21 protein-coding genes and 1 pseudogene are annotated in these 21,481 nt (G+C 69.0%); 16 read left to right on the forward strand and 6 right to left on the reverse strand.

Going from position 1 to position 21,481, the window contains the following annotated elements:
- The first annotated feature begins 93 nt into the window (after window positions 1-93).
- The 12 genes from IG98_RS0109380 (at window position 94) to IG98_RS0109435 (ending at window position 14,166) form a co-directional block, all read left to right on the forward strand.
- A complete protein-coding gene (locus IG98_RS0109380; protein WP_157594249.1) occupies window positions 94-930 on the forward strand; it encodes an IclR family transcriptional regulator in 837 nt (278 codons plus the stop codon).
- A 273-nt stretch (window positions 931-1,203) separates the two neighbouring features.
- On the forward strand, window positions 1,204-2,685 hold the full coding sequence (locus IG98_RS0109385; RefSeq protein WP_030908559.1) for a sugar ABC transporter ATP-binding protein: 1,482 nt from the start codon (window positions 1,204-1,206) through the stop codon (window positions 2,683-2,685).
- A 1-nt stretch (window position 2,686) separates the two neighbouring features.
- Entirely contained in the window at window positions 2,687-3,703 is a 1,017-nt protein-coding gene (locus tag IG98_RS0109390) for an ABC transporter permease (RefSeq protein WP_051751916.1), read from the forward strand.
- 31 nt (window positions 3,704-3,734) lie between these two features.
- Window positions 3,735-4,793: a sugar ABC transporter substrate-binding protein gene (locus IG98_RS0109395; RefSeq protein ID WP_084195231.1), complete on the forward strand. Its 1,059-nt coding sequence runs from the start codon at window positions 3,735-3,737 to the stop codon at window positions 4,791-4,793.
- A 61-nt stretch (window positions 4,794-4,854) separates the two neighbouring features.
- Complete coding sequence (locus IG98_RS0109400; protein WP_037969757.1) at window positions 4,855-5,724, forward strand: FAD binding domain-containing protein; 870 nt, start codon at window positions 4,855-4,857, stop codon at window positions 5,722-5,724.
- Window positions 5,724-6,242, forward strand: a complete 519-nt coding sequence (locus tag IG98_RS0109405; protein WP_030908567.1) for a (2Fe-2S)-binding protein — start codon at window positions 5,724-5,726, stop codon at window positions 6,240-6,242. The genes IG98_RS0109400 and IG98_RS0109405 overlap by 1 nt, the downstream gene beginning before the upstream one ends.
- A 6-nt stretch (window positions 6,243-6,248) precedes the next feature.
- Complete coding sequence (cutA, locus tag IG98_RS0109410) at window positions 6,249-8,651, forward strand: aerobic carbon-monoxide dehydrogenase large subunit (protein ID WP_030908569.1); 2,403 nt, start codon at window positions 6,249-6,251, stop codon at window positions 8,649-8,651.
- Window positions 8,648-10,117, forward strand: a complete 1,470-nt coding sequence (locus tag IG98_RS0109415; RefSeq protein ID WP_245651465.1) for an amidase — start codon at window positions 8,648-8,650, stop codon at window positions 10,115-10,117. The genes cutA and IG98_RS0109415 overlap by 4 nt, the downstream gene beginning before the upstream one ends.
- Entirely contained in the window at window positions 10,114-11,295 is a 1,182-nt protein-coding gene (locus IG98_RS0109420) for a CaiB/BaiF CoA transferase family protein (RefSeq protein ID WP_037969759.1), read from the forward strand. Before IG98_RS0109415 ends, IG98_RS0109420 begins: the two co-directional genes overlap by 4 nt.
- On the forward strand, window positions 11,292-12,779 hold the full coding sequence (locus tag IG98_RS0109425; protein ID WP_037969761.1) for a carboxyl transferase domain-containing protein: 1,488 nt from the start codon (window positions 11,292-11,294) through the stop codon (window positions 12,777-12,779). Before IG98_RS0109420 ends, IG98_RS0109425 begins: the two co-directional genes overlap by 4 nt.
- Window positions 12,776-13,639, forward strand: coding sequence for an SDR family oxidoreductase (locus IG98_RS0109430; RefSeq protein WP_030908575.1), 864 nt, complete (start codon window positions 12,776-12,778; stop codon window positions 13,637-13,639). The genes IG98_RS0109425 and IG98_RS0109430 overlap by 4 nt, the downstream gene beginning before the upstream one ends.
- Before the next feature lie 164 nt (window positions 13,640-13,803).
- Window positions 13,804-14,166, forward strand: coding sequence for an ArsC/Spx/MgsR family protein (locus IG98_RS0109435; protein WP_030908576.1), 363 nt, complete (start codon window positions 13,804-13,806; stop codon window positions 14,164-14,166).
- A 125-nt stretch (window positions 14,167-14,291) separates the two neighbouring features.
- On the opposite strand, the gene IG98_RS0109440 is transcribed toward IG98_RS0109435, so the two are convergent.
- From IG98_RS0109440 to IG98_RS0109450, 3 genes are all read right to left on the reverse strand, one after another.
- A complete protein-coding gene (locus IG98_RS0109440) occupies window positions 14,292-15,083 on the reverse strand; it encodes a HoxN/HupN/NixA family nickel/cobalt transporter (RefSeq protein ID WP_030908578.1) in 792 nt (263 codons plus the stop codon).
- The gene (locus IG98_RS0109445) at window positions 15,080-15,745 is read right to left on the reverse strand and encodes a hypothetical protein (protein WP_030908580.1); all 666 of its coding nucleotides are present in this window, start codon (window positions 15,743-15,745) and stop codon (window positions 15,080-15,082) included. Before IG98_RS0109445 ends, IG98_RS0109440 begins: the two co-directional genes overlap by 4 nt.
- Window positions 15,746-15,824: 79 nt before the next feature.
- The gene (locus IG98_RS0109450) at window positions 15,825-17,501 is read right to left on the reverse strand and encodes a purple acid phosphatase family protein (RefSeq protein ID WP_211263922.1); all 1,677 of its coding nucleotides are present in this window, start codon (window positions 17,499-17,501) and stop codon (window positions 15,825-15,827) included.
- Between the two features lie 281 nt (window positions 17,502-17,782).
- Between IG98_RS0109450 and IG98_RS0109455 the strand changes: the two genes are divergently transcribed.
- Complete coding sequence (locus IG98_RS0109455) at window positions 17,783-18,298, forward strand: hypothetical protein (RefSeq protein ID WP_030908586.1); 516 nt, start codon at window positions 17,783-17,785, stop codon at window positions 18,296-18,298.
- Window positions 18,299-18,363: 65 nt separating this feature from the next.
- Here IG98_RS0109455 and IG98_RS52400 read toward each other — a convergent pair whose 3' ends face one another.
- The 3 genes from IG98_RS52400 to IG98_RS0109470 form a co-directional block, all read right to left on the reverse strand.
- Window positions 18,364-18,984 carry a M16 family metallopeptidase gene (locus IG98_RS52400; protein ID WP_211263941.1) on the reverse strand — a complete coding sequence of 207 codons (621 nt, stop codon included), beginning with the start codon at window positions 18,982-18,984 and terminating at the stop codon, window positions 18,364-18,366.
- Window positions 18,985-19,183: 199 nt separating this feature from the next.
- On the reverse strand, window positions 19,184-19,426 hold the full coding sequence (locus IG98_RS0109465; protein WP_342666806.1) for a hypothetical protein: 243 nt from the start codon (window positions 19,424-19,426) through the stop codon (window positions 19,184-19,186).
- Between the two features lie 40 nt (window positions 19,427-19,466).
- The gene (locus IG98_RS0109470; RefSeq protein WP_030908596.1) at window positions 19,467-20,330 is read right to left on the reverse strand and encodes an SDR family oxidoreductase; all 864 of its coding nucleotides are present in this window, start codon (window positions 20,328-20,330) and stop codon (window positions 19,467-19,469) included.
- A 105-nt stretch (window positions 20,331-20,435) separates the two neighbouring features.
- Between IG98_RS0109470 and IG98_RS44660 the strand changes: the two genes are divergently transcribed.
- From IG98_RS44660 to IG98_RS0109485, 3 genes and pseudogenes are all read left to right on the forward strand, one after another.
- On the forward strand, window positions 20,436-20,603 hold the full coding sequence (locus tag IG98_RS44660; RefSeq protein WP_157594250.1) for a CBS domain-containing protein: 168 nt from the start codon (window positions 20,436-20,438) through the stop codon (window positions 20,601-20,603).
- Window positions 20,604-20,720: 117 nt separating this feature from the next.
- A pseudogene (locus IG98_RS0109480) lies at window positions 20,721-20,879 on the forward strand (ChaB family protein); the annotation flags it as partial.
- A 45-nt stretch (window positions 20,880-20,924) separates the two neighbouring features.
- Entirely contained in the window at window positions 20,925-21,479 is a 555-nt protein-coding gene (locus IG98_RS0109485; RefSeq protein WP_063766182.1) for a hemerythrin domain-containing protein, read from the forward strand.
- Window positions 21,480-21,481: the final 2 nt, after the last annotated feature.

The following is a 21,481-nucleotide window of genomic DNA, read 5'->3' on the forward strand; positions in this document are numbered from 1 at the left end:
CGTCCGTAGATCGTTGTCGTGCGTTAGAATCACCACTGCCACGGGCCGGGTCCGCATATCTACTGCTCGGGGCCGGGAAGGGAGTGGGTGAACGTGGCGCGACGCACCGCGAAGTCCTCTGGGCAGCCCACCGACTCCGCCGGTCGGGCGAAACCGACGCTACAGGGAGTCTCCCGCGCGCTGCGGGTCATGGAGTTACTGTCCCAGCAGCCGATGCGCGCCTCCGAAGCCGCCGAGGCGCTGGGCATGTCGTGGGCGACGCTGCACCGCACGCTGTCGCAACTGGAGGCGGACCAGTTCCTGGAGCGGGACGCGTCCGGTGTCTTCAGGATCGGCCGGCGCACCTGGTTGCTGGGCTCCACCTACCTGGTCGGGCACCGACTGCTCGAACTGGCCATTCCGTTGATGAACCGCGCGACCCAGGACACCCCGTTCGCCGTTTTCCAGTTGGTCGAACGGAGTGAGGGCACCGCGGTGGTCCTCTACTCCCATGAGGCGCTGTCCGGTGAAATCATCACCAGAACCACCTATGGTTACCATTTCCCGCTGCATACCGGCTCGAAAGGCCATGTGCTACTGGCCTACGAGCCCGATGAATTCATCGAGGAATATCTGGCCGGCGATCTCATCGCGCTGACTCCCGGATCGATCACCGATCCGAAGGAACTTCGCGAGGTGCTCGCCACCGTCAGGAAACAGGGCTACGCCGTCACCATGGGTGATGTGCAGACCTTCACCGGCTCGGTGTCCGCGCCCGTGTTCGACAGTGAAGGCGCGGTGGTCGCGGCGGTCTGCGCGGTCGTCTCGCGAGCCCATCTCGACGGTGGCCGGAACCAGGTCGTGGTCACCGACGCAGTCCAGCGACTGGCCCAGGCGCTCTCGCTGGGCATCGGCTGGCAGCCGATGCGTAACCTCCGCTACCAGGCCTGATCCGCCGCCACTCAGTCTCGCTCCATCCTCGCCCCACCGGACCCGGTCGGCGGTGACGCCGTCGCGTCGTGACGCGACGGCCGCTGCCGACCGGTGATCGCGGCGTCCGCGTTGCGGGCATCGTCGCAGCGTAGCGGCCGCGTCCCTGGTCACAGGCGACCTCACCGGAAAAGAACTTCAGTGGTGAGACCTATTGACACGGGTACTTCTCGCCCTAAACTCTCATCATCGACTAGCGAACACAGTATCCGCCCAGCGAATAAGGGGTATGGCATGCGCGCCACGCTAGAACTGCGTAATGTGGAAAAATCCTTTCCTGGCGCGCGAGCCCTCAAGGACGTCTCGCTCACCGCTTTCGCCGGCCGCGTTCACGCTCTGCTGGGTGAGAACGGCGCGGGCAAGTCGACGCTCATCAAAATCGCCTCCGGCGCGCTACAGCCGGACGCGGGTCAACTCCTGGTGGACGGTCGCCGGCAGCGGTTCACGCCGCGGTCCGCCAAGGCCGCCGGGGTACGGGTGCTGCACCAGGAACGCCAGATCGCGCTCACCCGGTCCGTCGCGGACAACGTTCTGCTCGATCTGCCGCCTCGGGGCAGGTTCGGCCTGGTCACCGGTCGCGGGGTGGCCCGCGAGGCCGGTCGGCGACTGGCGCGAGTCGGGGCCGACCTCGATCCCGACGCCCCCGCCTGGACCCTCAGCGTCGCCCAGATGCAGCTGCTGGAGCTGGCCCGGGCGGTGTGTGCGGACGCCAAGTGCATCATCATGGACGAGCCGACGGCGACCCTGCACCGCGCGGAGATCGACCAGCTGTTCTCGGTCGTACGGCAGGTGCGCGACAGCGGCATCGCGGTCATCTACATCAGCCATCACCTCGACGAGGTGATGGAGCTCGCCGACGACTACACGGTGCTGCGCGACGGGACGAAGGTCCACGACGGCCTGGTCGCGGAGGTGACGACCGGCGAACTGGTCAGCCACATGTTCGGCGACGAGGTCTCGATGCGACGTGCTGACATTCACGAGGGCGCCGCGACCCCCGGCCCGGTGGCGATAGAACTCAAGGACGCCTGCTTCGGTGGAGCCGTCCGGTCGGTGAGCCTGAAGGCGCGCCGGGGCGAGGTGCTGGTGGTGACCGGCGCGGTCGGCTGCGGCAGCCGCGAGGTCGCGCGACTGATGGCGGGCGCCATCCAGCCGACGTCCGGCACGGTGCGGATTCTGGACGGGCATCGGGGCGGACGCCGGGCGGCGACCCGCGCGGGCGTCGGCTTCCTGCCGGCCGACCGCAAGCGCGAGGGCCTAATGCTGGATCGCTCCATTGTCGAGAACGCCCTGCTCGCCGAGAACGGCATGCTGCGAGCTCCCGCCTTCAACCCCCTCTCGGCGGCGCGCAGGGCAACCGAGGTCTGCCGGCGGCTGTCCGTCAAACTCTCCGACGTCCGCGCGCCGATCCGGGGGCTGAGCGGCGGTAACCAGCAGAAGGTCATCCTCGCCCGCTGGCTCCAGGTCGGTAGCGACGTCCTGGTCCTGGACGAACCCACTGCCGGAGTCGACATCCCGTCCAAGTCCGAGATCTACCGACTACTTCGCGAGCGGGCCGCCGCGGGTGACGCGGTGGTGGTGTTCTCGACCGAATACCAGGAGATCTGTTGCATCGCCGACCGCGTCGTGGTGATGCGGGACGGCCGGATCGCCGGTGAGCTTGACGGCGAGAGCGCCACCGAGCACCGAATCTTCGAGATGGAACTAGGAAGCTGATATGTCGGCAACGCAGACTCAGGTGGTCCTCCCGACGACCGCCCGGCGAAAGTGGCTCACTCCGGCGGTTCGCGAGCACCTCCAGGTCTATCTGCCGCTCTTGGTGATCGTCATCGCCCTGTCGGCGCTCGCCTCCTCTCGCAACGGCGCCTTCCTATCGACCATGAACCTGGAGCGGATGCTGGTCGCCAGTTCGGTGCTGGGCATTCTCGCGGTGGGCCAGACCTTCCTGCTCGTCGGTGGCCAGCTGGACCTCTCCGTGGGCAGCCTGGTCTCGCTGGGCAGTGTCCTCACCGCGAAGCTGGTGGCGGGCGAGGTGCCCGACGTCGTGATCGTGCTGGTCGCGGTCCTGGTCGGTGCGGCCTCCGGAGCGCTGTGGGGCCTGCTCGTGTCGCTGCTGCGGGTTCCACCGTTCATCCTGACGCTCGGCGGCCTGGCGGTGTTCGCCTCGATCGCGCTGACCGTGGCGAAGAGCACTCCGATTCCGCTGCCGACCGGCCTGGACTGGCTGCAGACGGGCAGCTTCCTCGGCCTGCGTACCCCGACCCTGATCTGGCTGCTCTGCGTGATCGTCGGCGGTGTACTGCTGCATTTCACCCGGTTCGGCCGTAACGTCTTCGCGCTCGGCGCGAACGAGGAAGCTGCCTTCCTCTCCGGTATCGCGACCACCCGGACGAAGATCGCGATTTTTGTCCTCAACGGCACGCTCGCCGGCCTAGCCGCGGTTGTTATCACCGGCAGGGTCGGCGCGGGCGATCCTCGGGCGGGCATCGGGCTCGAACTCGTCGTCATCGCGGCGATCGTGCTGGGTGGCGCCTCGCTGGCCGGCGGCCGCGGCTCGATCCTGGGAAGTCTGCTCGGTGTGCTCGTGCTCGGTGTCGTCACCAGCTCGCTGACGTTCCTGAGCGTTCCCGACTCCTACGACCAGTTCGTCTTCGGCGCGATCCTCATCGCGGCCGTGTCGGTGACCGCCGGGGCCGACTTCCGCAGACGCCGCAAGGTCCAGCGACGTGCCTGACCCGGCTGGCCCGAACGAAACGGAGAAAGTAATGACCCAGCAAGAACCCGCATCCGGTGCCGCGATGACGGGCATCAGCCGACGGACACTGTTCACCGGCGCCGCCGCACTCGGCGGACTGGGACTGCTCACCCCGATCCTCAGTGCCTGCGGGTCGTCGACCGGCTCCGCGCCGACCGGCTCCGCGGCGGGGATCGGTTCCGGCAAGACGATCGGGGTATCGCTCAACGGCCTCGTCGAGTACACCAGGTACGTCGCCGAGGGCGTCGCCAAGGTGCTGGACGGCACCTCGTACAACCTCAAGATCGTACAGGCCAACTTCGACGTACAGACCGAACTGAAGAACCTCGAAAGCCTCATCTCGCAGGGCGTCGCCGGGCTGGTGGTGCTGCCCAACACCGTCGACACCGTGCTGTCGGCCGTGAAACAGGCCAAGTCGGCGGGCATCCCGACCGGCATCGCCCTGTGGGCGGCGCCGGGTCCGCTAGACGAGTACGCCAAGGGCGTCGCCCACGTCGACTCCGTCGGCGGCGGCCGGCTGATCGGCGACTGGCTCAAGAAGAACGCCAAGCCCGGCAAGGTCGTGGTGGTGCAGGGCGTGGTCGGGCAGGGCTTCTCGGAACGGATCGACCAGGGCCTGGACGAATCGCTCAAGGGGAGCGGATTCCAGATTGTGCTCCGCGAACAGGGGTACTTCGACCGTAACAAGGCGGTCGGTGTCGTCGAGCGCGCTCTGCAGGCGCACCCGGACGTGACCACGATCGTGTCCTACGCCGCGGCGATGGGCAACGGCGTCTCCGCGTACCTGAAGCAGAACGACATCAAGAACATCACCCACGTCACCAGCGACGCGGATGCGGAGATGCTGACCTGGCTGGGCACGCCGTACCTGGCGGCGACCCGCTACTACTCGGCGGCCGAGACCGGGGTGCTCGCCACCAAAGCAGTGCGCGCCGCGATCGAGGGCGGCGACCCGACTTTCAAGAACACCGTCTTCCAGGACATGATGACCGGCGAGAACAAGGATTCGATCGTGGCGAAGTCACCGATGAGCTACCCGGAGTACGAGGGCAAGCTGACGGACCTGTGACGATGGCACCGTACCGGGTCGCCGGAGGTGCCGATCGATTCGACCCTTGTAGGAGTGACAGTTGAAACCATCCGCTTTTCGATACGCGTTGCCGTCGACGTTGCGGGATGCCATCGACATCCGGGCCAGGTTCGAGGACTCGGTGATCCTTGCCGGTGGACAGAGCCTCATCCCGACGATGAACTTCAGGCTGGCCAATCCGGAGGTTGTCATCGACCTGCGGAAACTTGACGAACTCAACTATGTCCGGGTGGCGGACGGCGTCGTGCGGATCGGTGCGATGGCTCGGCAGCGAGTGGTCGAGCAGAACGACGAGGTCGCCGCGGCGAACCCGCTGATCCGCGAGACCCTGCTGAACGTGGCACACCCGGTGATCCGCAACCGGGGCACGGTCGGCGGCAGCCTGGCGCACGCCGATCCCTCCGCGGAGTTGCCGACGCTGCTGACCACGATGCGTGGCGCGATCACCGTCTGCGGGCCGTCGGGCCGCCGGACCATCGCGGCCGAGGATTTCTTCGAGTTCATCTTCACCACCGCCATGGAGCCCGACGAACTGCTCGTCGAGGCGGCCATACCGGCGCTGGAGCCCGGTGAGGGCTGGGCCTTCGCCGAGTTCGCCCGCAGGCACGGCGACTACTCGGTGGCCGGGGTCGCCGTCACGCTCAAACTCGGTGCCGACCGGAGGATCGACCGGGTACGGCTCGGCGCCTGCGGAATCGCCACCACGCCGGCCCTGCTGACCGAGTGCGAGCGCTTCCTGACCGGCAAGTCGCCGTCGCCGGAGCTGTTCGCCGAGGCGGGGACACTGGCCCGCGACGCGGTCACCGTTTCCGACGACAGCGCGACGAGCAAGGTGTACCGGCAGCATGTACTCGCCGGCCTTGTCGCACGAAACCTCACAACGGCAATGACCAGAACAGATGGTGCGTGATGACCGAGACCACTGAATTCGAGCCGAACGCCCTCGTCCGGATCAACGTCGAGGTCAACGGACGCGCGGTCAGCGAGGAGGTGTCGACCAGGCTGCTGCTGAGTGACTTCCTGAGGCACCAGCTCCGGCTGACCGGTACGCATGTCGGCTGCGAGCACGGGGTGTGCGGCGCCTGCACGGTCCACATCGACGGCACCCCGGCGAGGTCGTGCCTGACGCTGGCCGTCCAGGTGGACGGGTGCTCCATCCGCACCGTCGAGGGACTGGCGAACGCGGACGGGAGCCTGCACCCGGTGCAGCAGGCGTTCAAGGAGTGCCACGCACTGCAGTGCGGGTTCTGCACCCCGGGATTCATGATGGCGGTCGCCGGTCTCCTCGATGAGCGGGACGACCTGCGGACCGCCGAGGACGACTCGATTCGTGAGGACATCGCGGGCAACGTCTGCCGGTGCACCGGCTACATGAACATCGTGTCGGCGGTGCGGCGTGCTGCCGAACTCACCAACGAGAAGGGGTGACGGCCGGTGTCCACCCGCCAGTTCGGCGCTCGGGTACAGCGCAACGAGGACGACAGGCTGATCCGGGGTAAGGGCCGCTACGTCGACGACATCCCGCTGGAGGGCGCGCTGCACGGCGTGTTTGCACGCAGCAACGTCGCGCACGCGAAGATCACCCGCCTGGACGTCTCCAGAGCCGCGGCGCTGCCCGGCGTGCTGAAGGTATACACCCACGAAGACCTCGGCAGCCTCGATATGAAGATGCCGCTGCTGATCCCGCACCCGTGCATCACGCACGGCCGGACCCAGTATCCGCTCGCCCGCGACGAGGTGTTCTACGTCGGCCAGGCCATCGCGTTCGTCGTCGCCGTCGACCGCTACGTCGCCGAGGACGCCGCGCTGCTGATCGATGTCGAGTACGAGACGCTGCCCGTCGAGATCGACCTGCGACGCGCCGCCGAGCCCGGGGCGCCGCTCGTGCACGCCGACGTCCCGGGCAACATCGCGGCGAACCTGGTGCAGGAGAGCGGCGACGTGGCATCGGCGTTCGCCAAAGCCGACCACATCACGTCGATCACCGTGCACTGCGAGCGGAGCACCGCCGCCCCGATGGAGTGCCTGGCGACCGCGGCGCGCTGGGACGAGGTGTCCGGCGAGCTGACGGTCTGGGACGGGACCCAGGCACCGATCGGGCTGCGCGGGGCACTGGCCAGCCTGTTCGATCTGGACGAGCACGCGGTACGGGTCATCGCTCCCGACGTGGGGGGCGGCTTCGGCCCGAAGATTCACTTCCCGTACGCGAACGAGGTCCTGGTGCCCCTGGCGGCCCGTGAGTTCGGCCGTCCGGTGAAGTGGATCGAGGACCGCTCCGAGAACTTCGTGCACATGACCCACGAGCGGCTGCAGATCCACGACATCGAGCTCGCGGCCACCAGGGACGGAATCGTGCTGGGGCTGCGGGACCGGTTCCTGCACGACACCGGGGCGTTCATCCCCTACGGCATCGCGGTCGCCCAGGTGGCCTCCTGCCAGATCGCCGGTCCCTACCGGATCCCCAACATCCTGGTCGAGTTCTCCTGCGTCTACACGCCCACCGTGCCGGTGACGCCCTACCGCGGCTGCGGGCGGCCCCAGGCCAACTTCGCGATCGAGCGGGCGATGGACCAGCTCGCCGACGAACTTGGGCTGGATCGGTTCGAGATCCGCCGGCGCAACTTCATCCAGCCCGAGGAGTTCCCCTACACCCGGCCGAACCTCATCTTCGCGGACGGCCTGCCGGTGACGCACGACTCCGGTGAGTACGAGCAGGCGCTGCGGGCGCTGATGGACGCACTCGACGTCGACGCGTTCAAGGCGGACCAGCAGGCGGCCCTGGAACAGGGACGCTACCTGGGCCTTGGCCTGTCCTTCTACGTCGAGGGCACCGGCCTCGGCCCGTACGAGGGCGGCCACGTCCGCGTCCATCCGATCACCGGAAAGGTGTTCGTTAACACCGGCCTGACCACCCAGGGACAGGGCCACGCCACGGTGTTCGCGCAGATCGTCTCCGATCAGCTCGGCGTGGCGGTGGAGGACGTCATCGTCGTCGAGGGCGACACCGGGGTGTACGACTGGGGCGTCGGCACCTTCGCCAGCCGTGCCGCGGTCGTCAGCGGCAGCGCGGTGCACAAGGCCGCCGTACTGGCCAGGAAGCAGCTGATCGACGCCGCGGCCAACATGCTGGAGGCGAACCCGGACGACATCGAGCTCTCCGACGGCCGGGCCTTCGTCGCGGGCTCCGGAGTCGACGGGGTGACGCTGGCCGAGATAGCGACGGCCAGCAACCCGCTGCGCTACGCCTTCAACAAGGCCGCCGAGCGCGCGACCCAGTTCGCACCGGCGGCCCGCAGCGATGGCCCGCCGCTCGCCGAGGGGGCACACCCGGGCATCGAGGCGACCGACTACTACGCGCCGCCGCACGCCACCTGGGCCTACGGCGTGCACGGTGCGATCGTCGAGGTCGACCCGATGACCTACGGCATCAAGATCCACCGTTACGTCTGCGTGCACGACTGCGGAAACATGATCAACCCGATGATCGTCGAGGGCCAGATCGCCGGCGGGGTGGCCCAGGGGATGGGCGGTGCGTTCTACGAGAAACTGGAGTACGACGAGGACGGAGCCCTGCGCAACGCGAGTTTCATGGACTTCCTGATCCCCTACGCGACCGAGATTCCGCACGTGGAGATGATCCACCAGGAGACGCCGTCGCCGCTGAACCCGCTCGGCATCAAGGGCGTCGGCGAAGCCGGCACCATCCCGGTGGCGCAGGTGATCGCCTCGGCGATTGAGGACGCGCTGCGACCGCTGGAGATCGCGCCGATCAGGAAGGTGCCGCTGAGCCCGTCCCTGCTCCACTCGTACGTCACCGAGGCCGGGCTTCGGAAGTGAGCGAGGTGCGGGCACCGCGACGCCAGGAAACGGAACTCACCGACCTCTCGGCGGTCGATCTGCAGGCGCTGCTGCGGTACGGCGAGGTCTCCGCGACCGAGGTGCTCGACGCGCACCTGGCGCGGATGGCGGAGCTGAACCCGATGATCAACGCCGTCTGCTCGGTCAGCGAGGATCGCGCGCGGGCCGAGGCACGGCGAGCCGACGACCGGATGGCTCGCGGCGAGTACCTTGGCCCGCTGCACGGCCTGCCGATCCTGCACAAGGACCTGATCGAGACCGCGGGGGTGCGTACCACCTTCGGGTCGGCGGCATACCGTGATCATGTCCCTGCCCAGGACGCGCTGATCGTGCGGCGGGCGGCCGACGCCGGAGCCGTGATGCTCGGGAAGACGAACACCCCGCAGTTCGGCACCGGCGGCCACACCTGGAACGCACTGTTCGGCACGACGGTGAATCCATACGACACCACCCGGAGCGCCGGGGGCAGCAGCGGAGGCTCGGCGGCGGCGCTCGCCGCCGGAATGGCACCGCTGGCGACCGGTACCGACATGGCGGGATCGCTCCGGATTCCGGCGGCGTTCTGCAACGTGGTCGGGATGCGCCCCTCACCTGGCCGGGTGCCGTGGCTCCCGTCACGGATGGGGTGGTTTCCCTATGTGGTGCCGGGGCCGATGGCACGGACCGTCAACGACCTCGCGCTGCTGCTGTCGGTGACGGCCGGGCCGGACGCCCGGGCGGCGATCTCGATCGAGGAGCGGGGCGACCGGTTCGCCCCGCCGCTCAACGCCGCCCTCTCGAAGCTCAAGGTCGCCTGGGCGCCCGGCATCGCCGGGCTACCGGTGGACGCCGACGTCCATCTGGTACTGGAGCGGCTGGGTGGCACGCTCTGCGGACTCGGCGCCGAGGTGGTCGAGGCGGAACCGGACCTCACCGGCGCGGACGAGGCGTTTCTCACCTGGCGGTCCTGGTACTACGCCACCAGCTACGGAACGTTGCTGCGCGAGCGCCCCGAGGTGCTTGACGAGTTCACCGCGGCCAACACCCGGGCGGGCCTGGCCGTGAGCGGCGAGGATCTCGGACGGGCCGAGGTGCTGCGGACCGCTCTGCACCTGCGGATGGCGGACTTCTTCGCGGAGTACGACATCCTCGTCATGCCGTGCGTGCCGGTCGCGCCGTTCGGCGCGGACAGCCGCCACCCCGAGACGCTGGGCGACGCGCCGGTGGTCTCCTACCTGGACTGGATGCGGCACCTCTACTACATCACCGCCACCGGGTTGCCCGCGGTGAGCCTGCCGGCCGGTTTCACCGAGCGGGGGTTGCCGGTGGGGGTGCAGATCGTGGCCGGACCCAGACGCGATCTCGACGCGCTGAGGTTCGCCCGTGCGCTGGAGATGGCGACCGGGTTCGGTGCCGTCCGGCCAACCGGCGTAGCCCACAATTCTGCTCGAAAGGTATTGAAGTGACTGGACCGCTGGCGGGCACCGTTGTCGTGGATCTGTCGCGGGCGCTGGCCGGGCCGCATGCCGCGATGATGCTGGGCGACCTCGGAGCCCGCGTGATCAAGGTGGAGAGCCCGGGGACCGGCGATGACACCCGGGGCTGGGGCCCGCCGTTCGTCGGCTCCGAGCACGCTCGCGAATCAACATATTTCCTGAGTTGTAACCGGAACAAGGAGTCGATCATCCTCGACCTGAAGTCCGAAGACGGCAGGGAGACGCTGAGCAGGCTGGTCCGCCAGGCGGACGTGCTGATCGAGAATTTCCGCACCGGCGTGCTGGATCGCCTGGGATTCTCGATGGACGCGCTGCGCGAGCTGAACCCGAGGCTGGTGATCCTGTCGATAACCGGATTCGGCCACGACGGTCCCGAAGGCGGCCGGGCCGGCTACGACCAGATCGCCCAGGGGGAGGCCGGCCTGATGTCGCTCACCGGCGCCTCGCCGGACGAGCCGACCCGGGTGGGGGTGCCGATCGGTGACCTGCTCGCCGGGATGTACGGGGCTTACGGAGTGGTCTCCGCACTGCACGAACGCACCGGCACCGGCACCGGGAGCGTGGTCAGGACCAGCCTGCTCGCCGCCCTCGTCGGGGTACACGCCTTCCAGGGCACCAGGTACACGGTGGCCGGTGAGACACCACGCGCCACCGGGAACCACCACCCGTCGATCTGCCCCTATGGCCTGTTCCGCTGCGCGGATGGCATGCTGCAACTGGCAGTCGGCTCCGAGGGCCTGTGGGACACCTTCGCCGCGGCGTTCGGCCTGCCCTCGGGCGAGGACGGCTTCGCCGGCAACGCCCAGCGGGTCGAGAACCGCGAAGCCGTGATCGCCGCGGTCAACGCCGCGTTCGCCCCCTGGAAGCTCGACGACCTGCTTGCCAGGCTCGCCGAGCTCGGCATCCCGGCAGGTGAAGTCCGCACCCTCGACCGCGTCTACGAGTGGGAGCAGACCCGATCCCAGAATCTGCTGATCGAGGTCGATCATGCCACCCTCGGGCGGGTGACGCTGCCGGGATCGCCGCTCCGATTCGACGGGGCGGCACTGGTCGAGCATCTGGCGCCGCCCACGCTCGGACAGCACAACGAGTCGGTACGGGCCTGGCTCGACGACGTCGACGCGCGAGGCAGGGGAGGGGACTCATGACCCCGCGACCGACCTCGCACGAGCTGATCGAGCAGGTCCTGGACCCCGGAAGCTGGATCTCCTGGGACCTTCCGGTCAGTGATCGACGCGACAACGACGCCGAGTATCGCGAGACGCTCGCCCGCGTCCGGGAGTCCACCGGGCTGGACGAAGCGGTGACGGTCGGCGAGGGCACCATCCGCGGGCGCAGGGTCGCCGCGCTCATCGGCGACTTCCGTTTCCTGGCCGGTTCCATCGGCGTCACGACGGCCGAGCGGCTCGTCCGGGCCATCGACCGCGCCACCCGGGAGGGCCTGCCCCTGCTGGCCGCGCCCGTTTCCGGAGGCACCCGGATGCAGGAGGGCACGGTCGCCTTCGTGCAGATGATCAAAATCACCGACGCCATCGCCGTGCACCGTGCCGCGCGGTTGCCCTACCTCGTCTACCTCAGGCATCCCACCACAGGAGGCGTGTTCGCCTCCTGGGGCTCGCTCGGACACCTCACCGTCGCCGAACCGGGCGCGCTCGTCGGCTTCCTGGGGCCGAGGGTGCACGAGGCGATCAACGGCGAGAGGTTTCCCGAGGGGGTGCAGACCGCGGAGAACCTGTTCGCGCACGGTCATCTCGACGCGGTCCTGCCGGTCACCGGCCTCGCCGAGATGGTCGATCGGGCGCTCAACGTGCTTTGCGCGCCGACCGGGCGCCTGAACCGGCCATACCGCTCGGCCGATGAGGAGATCGCGGACACTCCCGCCTGGGATTCCGTGACGCGATCGCGCCAGGCCGACCGCCCCGGAGTCCGCGCGCTGCTGGAGAGCGCCGGACAGGATGTGGTCCGGCTGGGCGGCGCCCGAGGGGACGGGATCCTGCTCGCCCTGGCCCGTTTCGGCGACGCGCCGTGCATGGTCCTCGGACACGACCGGAGCATTGGCCGACAAGGCGGGCCGGTGGGTCCGGACGGTCTGCGGATGGCGCAGCGCGGCATGCGGCTCGCCCGGGAACTTGGCCTGCCGCTCGTAACGATCGTCGACACGTCCGGGGCGGAACTGTCCAGGGAGGCCGAGGAGGGCGGCCTCGCCGGGGAGATCGCGCGGAGCCTGCACGCTCTGATCACCCTGGAGTCACCGACGCTCTGCGTCCTGCTGGGCCAGGGGACAGGCGGCGGAGCACTTGCCCTGCTGCCGGCCGACCGCGTCGTCGCCGCTCAGCACGCCTGGCTGTCGCCGCTGCCTCCCGAGGGTGCCAGCGCCATCCTGCACCGCACCGTCGACCGGGCGCCCGAACTCGCTTCGGCACAGGAGATCCGTTCGACGGACATGTTCCGCCATGGCATCGTCGACCGGATCGTGGGGGAGGACTCAGGGGACCCCCAGGAGTTCCTGTCGCGCCTCGGCCAGGTCATCGAGGACGAACTCGCCGGACTGCTCAAGGTCCCGACCGCCTCCAGGCTCGCGGACCGCCGCGCTCGCTTCCGCCGGCTCGGTAACGAGGTGCTCAGCGCGTGACTCCGGTGATAGCTCTCACCGGCGCGGCCGGATACACCGGCCGCGCCGTCACGGCCGCGCTGTCGCGCCAAGGTGTCGAGGTGATCGCGCTGGTGCGTCGTGCGGAACAAGGGCCCCAGGTGCTCGCCGCCGGTGCCAGGCGGGCAGCGGCGGTCGACCTCGCGGACCTCTCATCGCTGACCGACGCGTTCAGCGGCGCCGCCGCCGTCTACCACATTCCACCGAACATGCATCCGGCCGAGGACATGCTCACCGCCGTGGTGATCGACGCCGCGGAGCGGGCCCGGGTGCCGAGGTTCGTGCTGCACTCGGTCCTCGCGCCGTACCTGCCCCGGATGCCGCACCATCTGCGCAAGGCGAACTCCGAGTTGACCCTGCGCGAATCAGGCCTGACCTGGACGATCCTGCAGCCGGGGTGGTACGCGCAGAACCTGCTGCCGTACGCGGAACAGGCCCGTGACACCGGGCGGATCGCCGTGCCGTACTCGGTCTCGGCCCCGTTCGCACCAGTGGACGTTCACGACGTCGCGGAGGCGGCGGCCGTCGTGCTGACCGAGAGCGGTCACGACTTCGCCACTTATGAGCTCAGCGGGCCGCGACTGCTGGACACCCGCGAGATGGGTGCCACGCTCGGCGAGGTGCTCGGCATTCCGGTGGTCGCGGTCGAACAGACCCTCGAAGAGTGGCGGACCGGCGCGACCTCGCTGCCGGACTCCACGGCTGACGGCCTCGCGGCGATGTTCCACTACTACGACGACCACGGCCTCCCGGGCAACCCCCGGGTGCTCACCATGCTCCTGGGACGCGCCCCCACCGAGCTGAGCACCGTCCTCGCCCGCGACCTCCCAGGCGCACCCTGACAACAAACTGATCTTTCTCGGATGAACGCCGGTTGATCCAGGTGGAACACGTGCCAGGACCGGGGGCTCGTGCACCACGCACCAGGTCCGGACAACCGTTCCACTACGGTTCTCAGAGCGGGTTCTTCTTCCTCACCCGCCGCCCGAGCCCAAGGGAGGACAGTATGGAAATCTGGATCAATCCCGACTGTTCCAAGTGCCGCTCCGCGCTGTCCGTCCTGGATGCGGAGAAGGCCGAGTACACGGTCCGGCGCTATCTGGAGGACCCGCCCGACGAGCGGGAACTCCGCGAGGTGCTGACCAGGCTCGGCCTCGAACCCTGGGACATCACCCGGACGGGGGAGAGCGCGGCCACCGAACTCGGCCTGGCCGACTGGCCCCGTACTCCGGAGAGCCGTGACCGCTGGATCCGGGCGCTCGCCGACCGCCCGATCCTCATCCAGCGTCCCATCATCACCGCCGATGACGGACCGGCCGTCGTCGCCCGAACCGAGGAGGCCGTCCGTTCACTGCTTCCACCTCGGTAGGCACCGGACACCGGCCCGCGGTACCTCTTCGCCCGGTTCACGAGGTGGGCGTCGGGTGCGGAATTCTGTTCTGAGCCGGACGCCTCCCACCGTGGGAAGGCGATCGACGACCTCGCCCGGGAGTGTCAACCGGTGATGGTGCCCAGTGCCGCGACGAGGTAGAGGCCGCCGGCGGAGGAGACCGCGAGGCCAGCGGCGGCCGGGGCCCAGGCCATCACGGTGGAGGCCAGTGGCCACCTGTGCGTTCCGTGGGCCAGCAGGGTGTAGCCCCGGATCGTCACGACGCCCACGCCGGTCAGGGTGAGGGCCATTCCCACGCCGAAGGCGGCGACGAGCGTGACGGCGTCGAAGGCCCGGCCGGTGAGCAGCCCGCTCATCAGGACGACGAACGCCGACGGCGAGGGCAGCAGCCCACCGGAGAGGGCGAGCGCGACGAGACCCCGGCGCGACCAGGGGTCCGGTCCGTCCTCGATCTGATGCCCATGTCCGTGTCCGTGTCCGTGTCCGTGCCCGTGGCCATGTCCATGCTGGGTCTGCGCCTGAAGCCGACGTCCTCGCAGGTGGCGGTAGGTCAGGTGGACGCCCACGCAGACGGTGACCAGTCCGGCCAGCACCTGCATCCAGGCGGTGACGCTCTCCGTGCCGAAACTCGCGGCGCTGCTCAGCCCCACCCAGGCGAACGCCAGCACCAGCACCGAGAAGGTGTGCATCAACGCGACGATGACTCCCAGGCGCAGCGCGTCGCGGTGGTTGCCCCGGGTGCCGACCAGGTAGGCCGCGGTGACGCTCTTGCCGTGGCCGGGGGCGACCGCGTGCATCGCTCCGGCGACGAGGGCGACGGCGAGGGCCGCCCAGAAGACGCCCCTGTTGTCGAAGAGCGAGATGAACCGGCTCTCGAAGCCGCTGAGCTCCGTCACGACCGGGTACCCGTCGTGCTCACCCTGCGCCGGGTGCGCAGCATGACGAACGCGCCCGCCCCGGCCAGCAGTACGGCGGTGCCGACGGCGACGCTCGTCGTCTGCCCGGACATGCCGTTCCCGCCCGAGCCGGAGAAGCTCAGACGCCGGGTGCTGACGGCCTCGGTGAAGAGTGCCTGCCCGGGGGTGGCGGGAGTGTCCGCGATGAGCATCGTCCGGTACGCCGTGTTGAGGTCGGTCAGGGCGGCGACGGTCACGTCCACCTCGGTCACCGGGTTCCGGCAGTCGAAGACGAACCGGGCGCCGTCGACGAGCAGCGCCCGGAGTTCCTCCAGCCTGCTCTCGCACGGCCGGCCGGCCTGGGCGACCGTGATCTTCTCCAGCAGGTAGTCACGGAGGGCCGTTGAGCGCTCCAGCTTCTGCTCGCCGGTCAGCTCCGTCGAGACGGTGCCGGTGGCCGGGTCCTCGAACGCGCCGAGCGACTGGCCGAGCGCGACCCAGTCGTCCTCGGCCGGGAGCCACGAGATGGTCACGCGCGAGCCGTCGGCCTCGATCCGCGCGGTGGACGGAGGTCCGAAGGGGTGGGCGGCGGCCGGGGTGGCCCAGCCGGCCAGGACGCAGACGAGCAGCGCGCCCGCCAGCGTGCGGGCATGGATTTTCAATGGATTTCCTGTCCGACAAGGTTCCGGCACGTCCGGGCGCGGGGCCGCCGCCGTAACGGCGGCCCCGCGCCCGGCGGGCTTACTTCTTGTTGACCGTGACGGCCGGGCTGGTGATCTTCTGGTTGGCACTGTCCAGGTGGACCACGTAGGTCTCGCCCTTCTTCACGTTGGCCGGAAGCCTGAAGGTGTAGGTCAGGCGGCCCAGTTCGTCGGCGTCCCGCACGCCGACCGAGACGCTGTCCTTGTCCTTGCCGCGTGCGTTCGCGTCGGCCTTCCGCAGGGAGACGGAGACGCGCTCGGCCGGGTCGTAACCGTACGCGGAGATCGTGAGCTCGCCGCGGTGGTCGACGGTGGTCTTGTCGACGGTGACCTGCTCGCCGACGGTGTTCTCCGCGGTGCGGACCTCGTTGACGGTGCGCTCGCCCTTGCTGTTCTTCCGGACGACGAAGCCGTCGTGGTGCTCGCCGTTGGCGTAACGGGCCTCGAACGTGATCTTGTCGGCCTCGATGTCGATCAGCTGGTAGAGCTGGGTGTTCTGGCTCTTGCTGACGACCTCGGCGCCGTTGCCGGTCCAGTTCTCGCCGTTGTTGAGGGCGTACATCTTGCCGCCGGAGACGGACACGACGTAGGCGACGCCGTTGTTGACCGTGACCGACTTTCGGGCGGTCGCCACGTTGCCGCGGCCGTAGGAGTGGTCGTGGCCCTGGAGGACCAGGTCCACGCCGTACTTCTCGAACAGCGGGCCCCACTGGGCGCGTACGGCGGGGTTGTTGCGGGTGCCGGTGGTGGAGTAGACGGGGTGGTGGAAGGTCACCACGGTCCACCTGTTCGGGTTGTCCTTGAGCAGTCCCTCCAGCCAGGTGGCCTGCGTGGCCATCAGGGCGGCGTTGCCCTGCACGTTGGAGTCCAGGCCGATGAAGCGCACGCCCTGGTAGTCGACGGTGTAGGCGGTCTGCTTCAGCTCCGGGTTACCCGGTCCGTTGTCCGGATAGGGGAACTGCGGACGCCAGAAGGCGGACAGGCCGCCACTGTACTCGTGGTTGCCGGGGATCGAGAGGTTGTTGACCTGGCCGTCGATGAAACCCGCGGCCTTGTACCACTGGCCCCACTGCTCCTCGCTGTTGGCGGAGTCGATGAGGTCACCGGCGTTGACGATCATCTTGGCCTGCGGGCGCTCGGCGAACGCCTGACGGAAGACGCGCGGCACCGCGGAGTCGATGTAGTTCTGCGCGTCGCCGTAGTAGATGAACGAGAACGGCTGGAGGTCGGCCGCCGCGGTGGTGAAGTCGCTCCACTCGGCCCAGTTGGTGCCGTCGCCGACCCGGTAGCTGTAGCGGGTGTTCGGCTTCAGGCCGGTGAACTCAACGGTGTGGTAGACGGAGGCGTACCCCAGCGTGGTGTTGACCGGGGTGGTGCTGATCGCCTTGACGTTGGTGACCGCGCCCGCGGGCGGTACGACCCCACCGAGCGCGCGCGGGGCCTCGAGGATCTCGGCCTGCGCGGACTCGGCGTCGGTCACGGCCCGCCAGGTGACCTTCTGGCTGGCCGACGGCGTGGTGGTCGGGGTGAGGATGACCCGGTCGGGCATGGGGGAGGGCTTGTGGATATCGGCGGCGGGGTACTTCGGCGGCGCGGCCGCGCCGAACGCCACCGGGCTGAAGGCGAGGCCGCTGACGATCAGCACGCCCGCGCCGGCCGCCGTCAGCCTGGTACGCCGGGATCCGGCGGATCGGGGCAGCTTGACTTTGCCCATCATGAGCTCTTTTCCAGGGAGGATCACATTCCACCGAGGGAGTGCGGTGGACGTCGGTATTGATCCAGAAAAGATGGACAAAAACTCGTATAGGGCATTACGCCCGGATGAACACCTCCTCCCTGGTATCTCTGGCCCCAACCGCACCATTGATGTCGCCGGAAGGCCGTGCGCCCGACACTTTCCGTTGCCCTCGCGTTCGGTGGCGCGCGCCTAACATCGTGCGAACGGGCGTCGTCTCTCCTTTTGGGCCGAGGCCGAGGTCCTCGAACGGGAGGTATTCGATGACGAGCCCCCGGCAGGCCGGCGGCCGGCGACCTGCCCGCCGCCGGACGCTGCTTCCCGGCTTCGTGGTGCTCGGCATGCTCTTCCTGCCGCCGTCCATGTCGGGGCCGACGGGGCCGACGGTCAAGGACGAGACCTTCGTCACCGCGGAGACCGGCGGGCTCCTGCACATCGAGGCGGGGGAGTGTTTCACCGACCCGGCCTACTCCCCGGAGGCGGCCGAGGTCGTCGTGCTCTACACGCCCTGCAAGGAGCAGGCGGCCAACCAGTCGTACGGCTTCGTGCACGCCCCCGACGGTGAGTGGGATCCGGCCGCGCTGACCACGTTCGCCCGGGAGAGCTGCCGGCGGGGGTTCGACGGCAACTGGAGCGGTGAGTCGGCTTCGGGACTGGATTTCTACCCGGTCATGCCGACCCGGAGGACCTGGGCCGACGGCGACCGCGACGTGATGTGCGTGGTCTACAGCCCCGAAGGCTCGATGAACGGCTCGGCGCTCCCCCTGGCAAGGTGGTGACGCGCCGCCGGGCACCGTGCACCAGCCGGCCGGGCGGTGCCCGCCTGGTCCTGGCGGTCTTGTCCCTACTCCACCTCGGTGAGGGTGAGGGGACGGGGGAGCGCTTCGGGATCCGCGGCGACCACGCCGGAGAAGCGCTCGGGAGCGAGGAACTCCTCGGCCACCGCCACCACGGCGTCCGGCGTCGCGGCGGCCAGGCGGTGCGAGAAGCCGAGCAGCCAGAGCGGGTCCATGCCCTTGGCGGCCAGGTCGGCGAGTGAGGAGGCGAAGGCGGCACGCGGGGCCAGGCGGGTCGCCATCGAACCGAGGGCGTAGGCGCGGGCGGCCTGGATCTCCTGTCTCGTGGGGGGACGCGTCCGCATTCCGCGGAGTTCGGCGGCCAGCGCCTCCATCGCGGCGCTCGTGGTGCCGGCCGCGGTATCGGCCTCGATCGCCAGAAGCCCGCTGCCGGGCCGGAGGTCGAAGAACGTGGTGACGCCGTACACGTAGCCCTTGTCCTCGCGCAGGCTTCTCGACAACCGGGAGGAGAGGTAGCCACCCAGGACGTCGCAGGTCAGGAAGAGCGCCGGATAGCGCTCGTGCTCTGTTGTCACCGCCTGCGCGCACAGCCGGACACGGGACTGCGGCGCGCCGGGCCGCGGCAGCAGCGCCAGCCGGCCGCCCTCGATCTCGGGAGGCGGCGGCAGCGGCGGTGCGCTCCGTGCGAGCGGCCGCCAGCCGCTCGGGGTCGTCCGGCGCGAGGATCCTCAAGACGGACGCTTCACCGGACGCGACCGGGACGCGTTCGTGGGGTGCGGCGACTGGATCCGGCCTTCGCCGCCGAGGGCAGGGCGATCTGGTCGCGCAGAAGATCAAAAGGCTGTTCTCCGCAGCACTCGGGGCACATCAAGATCTGCGGCCAAGCCGGAGCGCCGCACGCCAGACGTCGTGGTAGCGGTACTGGCGGCGTCCGGCCGCATCGGTGCCGACGGCCTGGATGTGGCCGTTCGGGTCACGGCAGATCCACACCTCCCGCCAGGCCGGGGGAAGGACCGGCGCCTTGATTCTGCGCAGGGTGCGCAGGTCCTTCACGGGGCGGCCGTCGGCGTAGGCGTACGAGAACGACCGCCCTCGGCGGCGTCGCGTGATGCCGGGTCAGGCGGGCTCGCTGGGACGCGGTTCGGCCATGTCAGCCGGGGAGGGTCTCGCCGCCGATCGGCGCCAGCACCTCGCCCGTGTAGTACGAGGACAGGCGTCCGGAGGCGAAGAACACGTAGGACGGCGCGATCTCGTCGGGGTCGGCGGCGCGTTTCATCGGGACCTGCTTGCCGAACTCGTCGACCTTCTCCGGCGGGAGGGTGGCCGGGATCAGCGGCGTCCAGACCGGGCCCGGGGCGACCGCGTTGACCCGGATACCGCGCTCCACCAGGTTCTGCGCCATCGACTGGGTGAAGGCGTTGATCGCGCCCTTGGTGGCGGCGTAGTCGATCAGGGTCTTGTTGCCGCGCAGACCGTTGATCGAGGACGTGTTGATGATCGCCGAGCCGTCGCCCATGTGCCGCAGAGCGGCCTTGGTGACCCGGAAATAGCTGTGGATGTTGACGGCGAAGGTGTGCTCCCACTGCTCATCGTCGAGTTCGTCGAGTGAATCGACCGGCTCCTGGTAGGCGACGTTGTTGACCAGCAGGTCGAGCCCGCCCAGCTCGGCCACGGTGCGCTCGACCACCTCGGCGCACTGTTCGGCCCGGCTCAGGTCGCCGGGCAGTAGCACGCAGCGCCGCCCCTCCTGCTCGACCAGCTTGCGGGTGTGCCCGGCGTCCTCGCTCTCGCTCAGGTACGCGATCGCGACATCGGCCCCCTCCTTGGCGAAGGCCACGGCGACCGCCCGGCCGATACCCGAATCGCCGCCGGTGATCAGAGCCCGCTTGCCCTTGAGCAGGTCACGGCCCTGGTAGTCGCGCATCTCGTCCCGGGGCTCGGGGACCATGTCCCCGCTGCTGCCCGGATAGTCCTGATGCTGTGCCGGCGGTGTCTGGTCTGCTTCCTCAGGCATTTCCGGTCCGTGCCCGTCCAACTGATCGCCTGACACCCGTTGAGGAAGCCGTAGATCTGCCTTGCCGGAAAGGGGACAGCAGGGTCGTATCAGAAGGGGGGAACGATGACCACCGCACGCGAGATCCTGCGCACCACGGGTTCCCACAAGGTGCGCCGGCTGCCCCTGATCGACGGCCACCCCCTGGTCGGCATGGTCGCCCGGGCCGACGTCGCCCGAGCGCTGCCCGACACCTCGGTCGGTGATCCGATGGAAACCCTGATCACCAGCTGACTCTTCACCGTGCGGGACCTGGCCATGCGATACGGCCGGGTCTTTCGCGTTTCATGAGGTGGCGGTGGGTAGGGAGGCGGCGGAGGTTGATGCAGAGCCAGAGGAGAGGTGACGATCATGCCGGCCCGACAGGAGCTTCCCGCCACCCTGAAGCGCTCTCCCGAGAAGACCCAGGAGGCCTGGATCAAGGCCCACGACTCGGCTGTCGAGCAGTACGGCAAGGGTGAGCGAGCCCATCGGATCGCCAACTCCGCTCTCAAGCATTCCTTTGAGAAGGCCAACCGACGGGCATCGGTCAAGGCCCGGTCCTAAGGAGGAAATGTGCCACAGAATGTCATCGATCTGATCATGGCGGATCACCGAGACGTCGAGATGATCTTTGAGAAGTTGAAGAAACAGCCGGAGGACCGTCCCGCGCTGGTGGCCGAGCTGGCTGCGAAGTTCGTCGCGCACGCCCGCGCTGAGGAGGCCAAGGTCTACCCCGAACTCGCCAAGGCCGCCCCCAATGAGCAGGGCGAGGTGCGCCACGGGGTCGAGGAGCACCACGAGGCCGAGGAACTGCTGGTTACGCTGATGGAGACCGACCCGGACCGGCCGGAGTTCCTGACGGCGCTGGAGCAGATGGTCAAGGCCGTCAAGCACCATGTCGAGGAGGAGGAGAGCGACATCCTCCCCGCCATGGCCAAGGCGATCCCCGGTGACAGGTTGGTCAAGCTGGGCCGGGTCTTCAGCCAGGCCAAGGCCGAGGAACTGGCCAAGCCGCCCAAGCCGAAGGGCCGCACCAAGGAAGAACTGGTGGAGCAGGCCAAGGAGAAGGGCATCGAGGGCCACAGTTCGATGACCAAGGACGAACTGGTCTCGGTCCTCGGGAAGTGACC

This window comes from Streptosporangium amethystogenes (genome assembly GCF_000721075.1).
Taxonomy (GTDB): Bacteria; Actinomycetota; Actinomycetes; order Streptosporangiales; family Streptosporangiaceae; genus Streptosporangium; species Streptosporangium amethystogenes.

Bases quoted from the DNA above. Each gene is read 5' to 3' on its own strand.
- IG98_RS0109385 (WP_030908559.1), top strand. From the start codon at position 1,204: ATGCGCGCCACGCTAGAACTGCGTAATGTGGAAAAATCCTTTCCTGGC.
- IG98_RS0109390 (WP_051751916.1), top strand. From the start codon at position 2,687: ATGTCGGCAACGCAGACTCAGGTGGTCCTCCCGACGACCGCCCGGCGA.
- IG98_RS0109395 (WP_084195231.1), top strand. From the start codon at position 3,735: ATGACCCAGCAAGAACCCGCATCCGGTGCCGCGATGACGGGCATCAGC.
- IG98_RS0109405 (WP_030908567.1), top strand. From the start codon at position 5,724: ATGACCGAGACCACTGAATTCGAGCCGAACGCCCTCGTCCGGATCAAC.
- IG98_RS0109425 (WP_037969761.1), top strand. From the start codon at position 11,292: ATGACCCCGCGACCGACCTCGCACGAGCTGATCGAGCAGGTCCTGGAC.
- IG98_RS0109435 (WP_030908576.1), top strand. From the start codon at position 13,804: ATGGAAATCTGGATCAATCCCGACTGTTCCAAGTGCCGCTCCGCGCTG.
- IG98_RS0109450 (WP_211263922.1), bottom strand. From the start codon at position 17,501: ATGATGGGCAAAGTCAAGCTGCCCCGATCCGCCGGATCCCGGCGTACC.
- IG98_RS0109455 (WP_030908586.1), top strand. From the start codon at position 17,783: ATGACGAGCCCCCGGCAGGCCGGCGGCCGGCGACCTGCCCGCCGCCGG.
- IG98_RS0109470 (WP_030908596.1), bottom strand. From the start codon at position 20,330: ATGCCTGAGGAAGCAGACCAGACACCGCCGGCACAGCATCAGGACTAT.
- IG98_RS44660 (WP_157594250.1), top strand. From the start codon at position 20,436: ATGACCACCGCACGCGAGATCCTGCGCACCACGGGTTCCCACAAGGTG.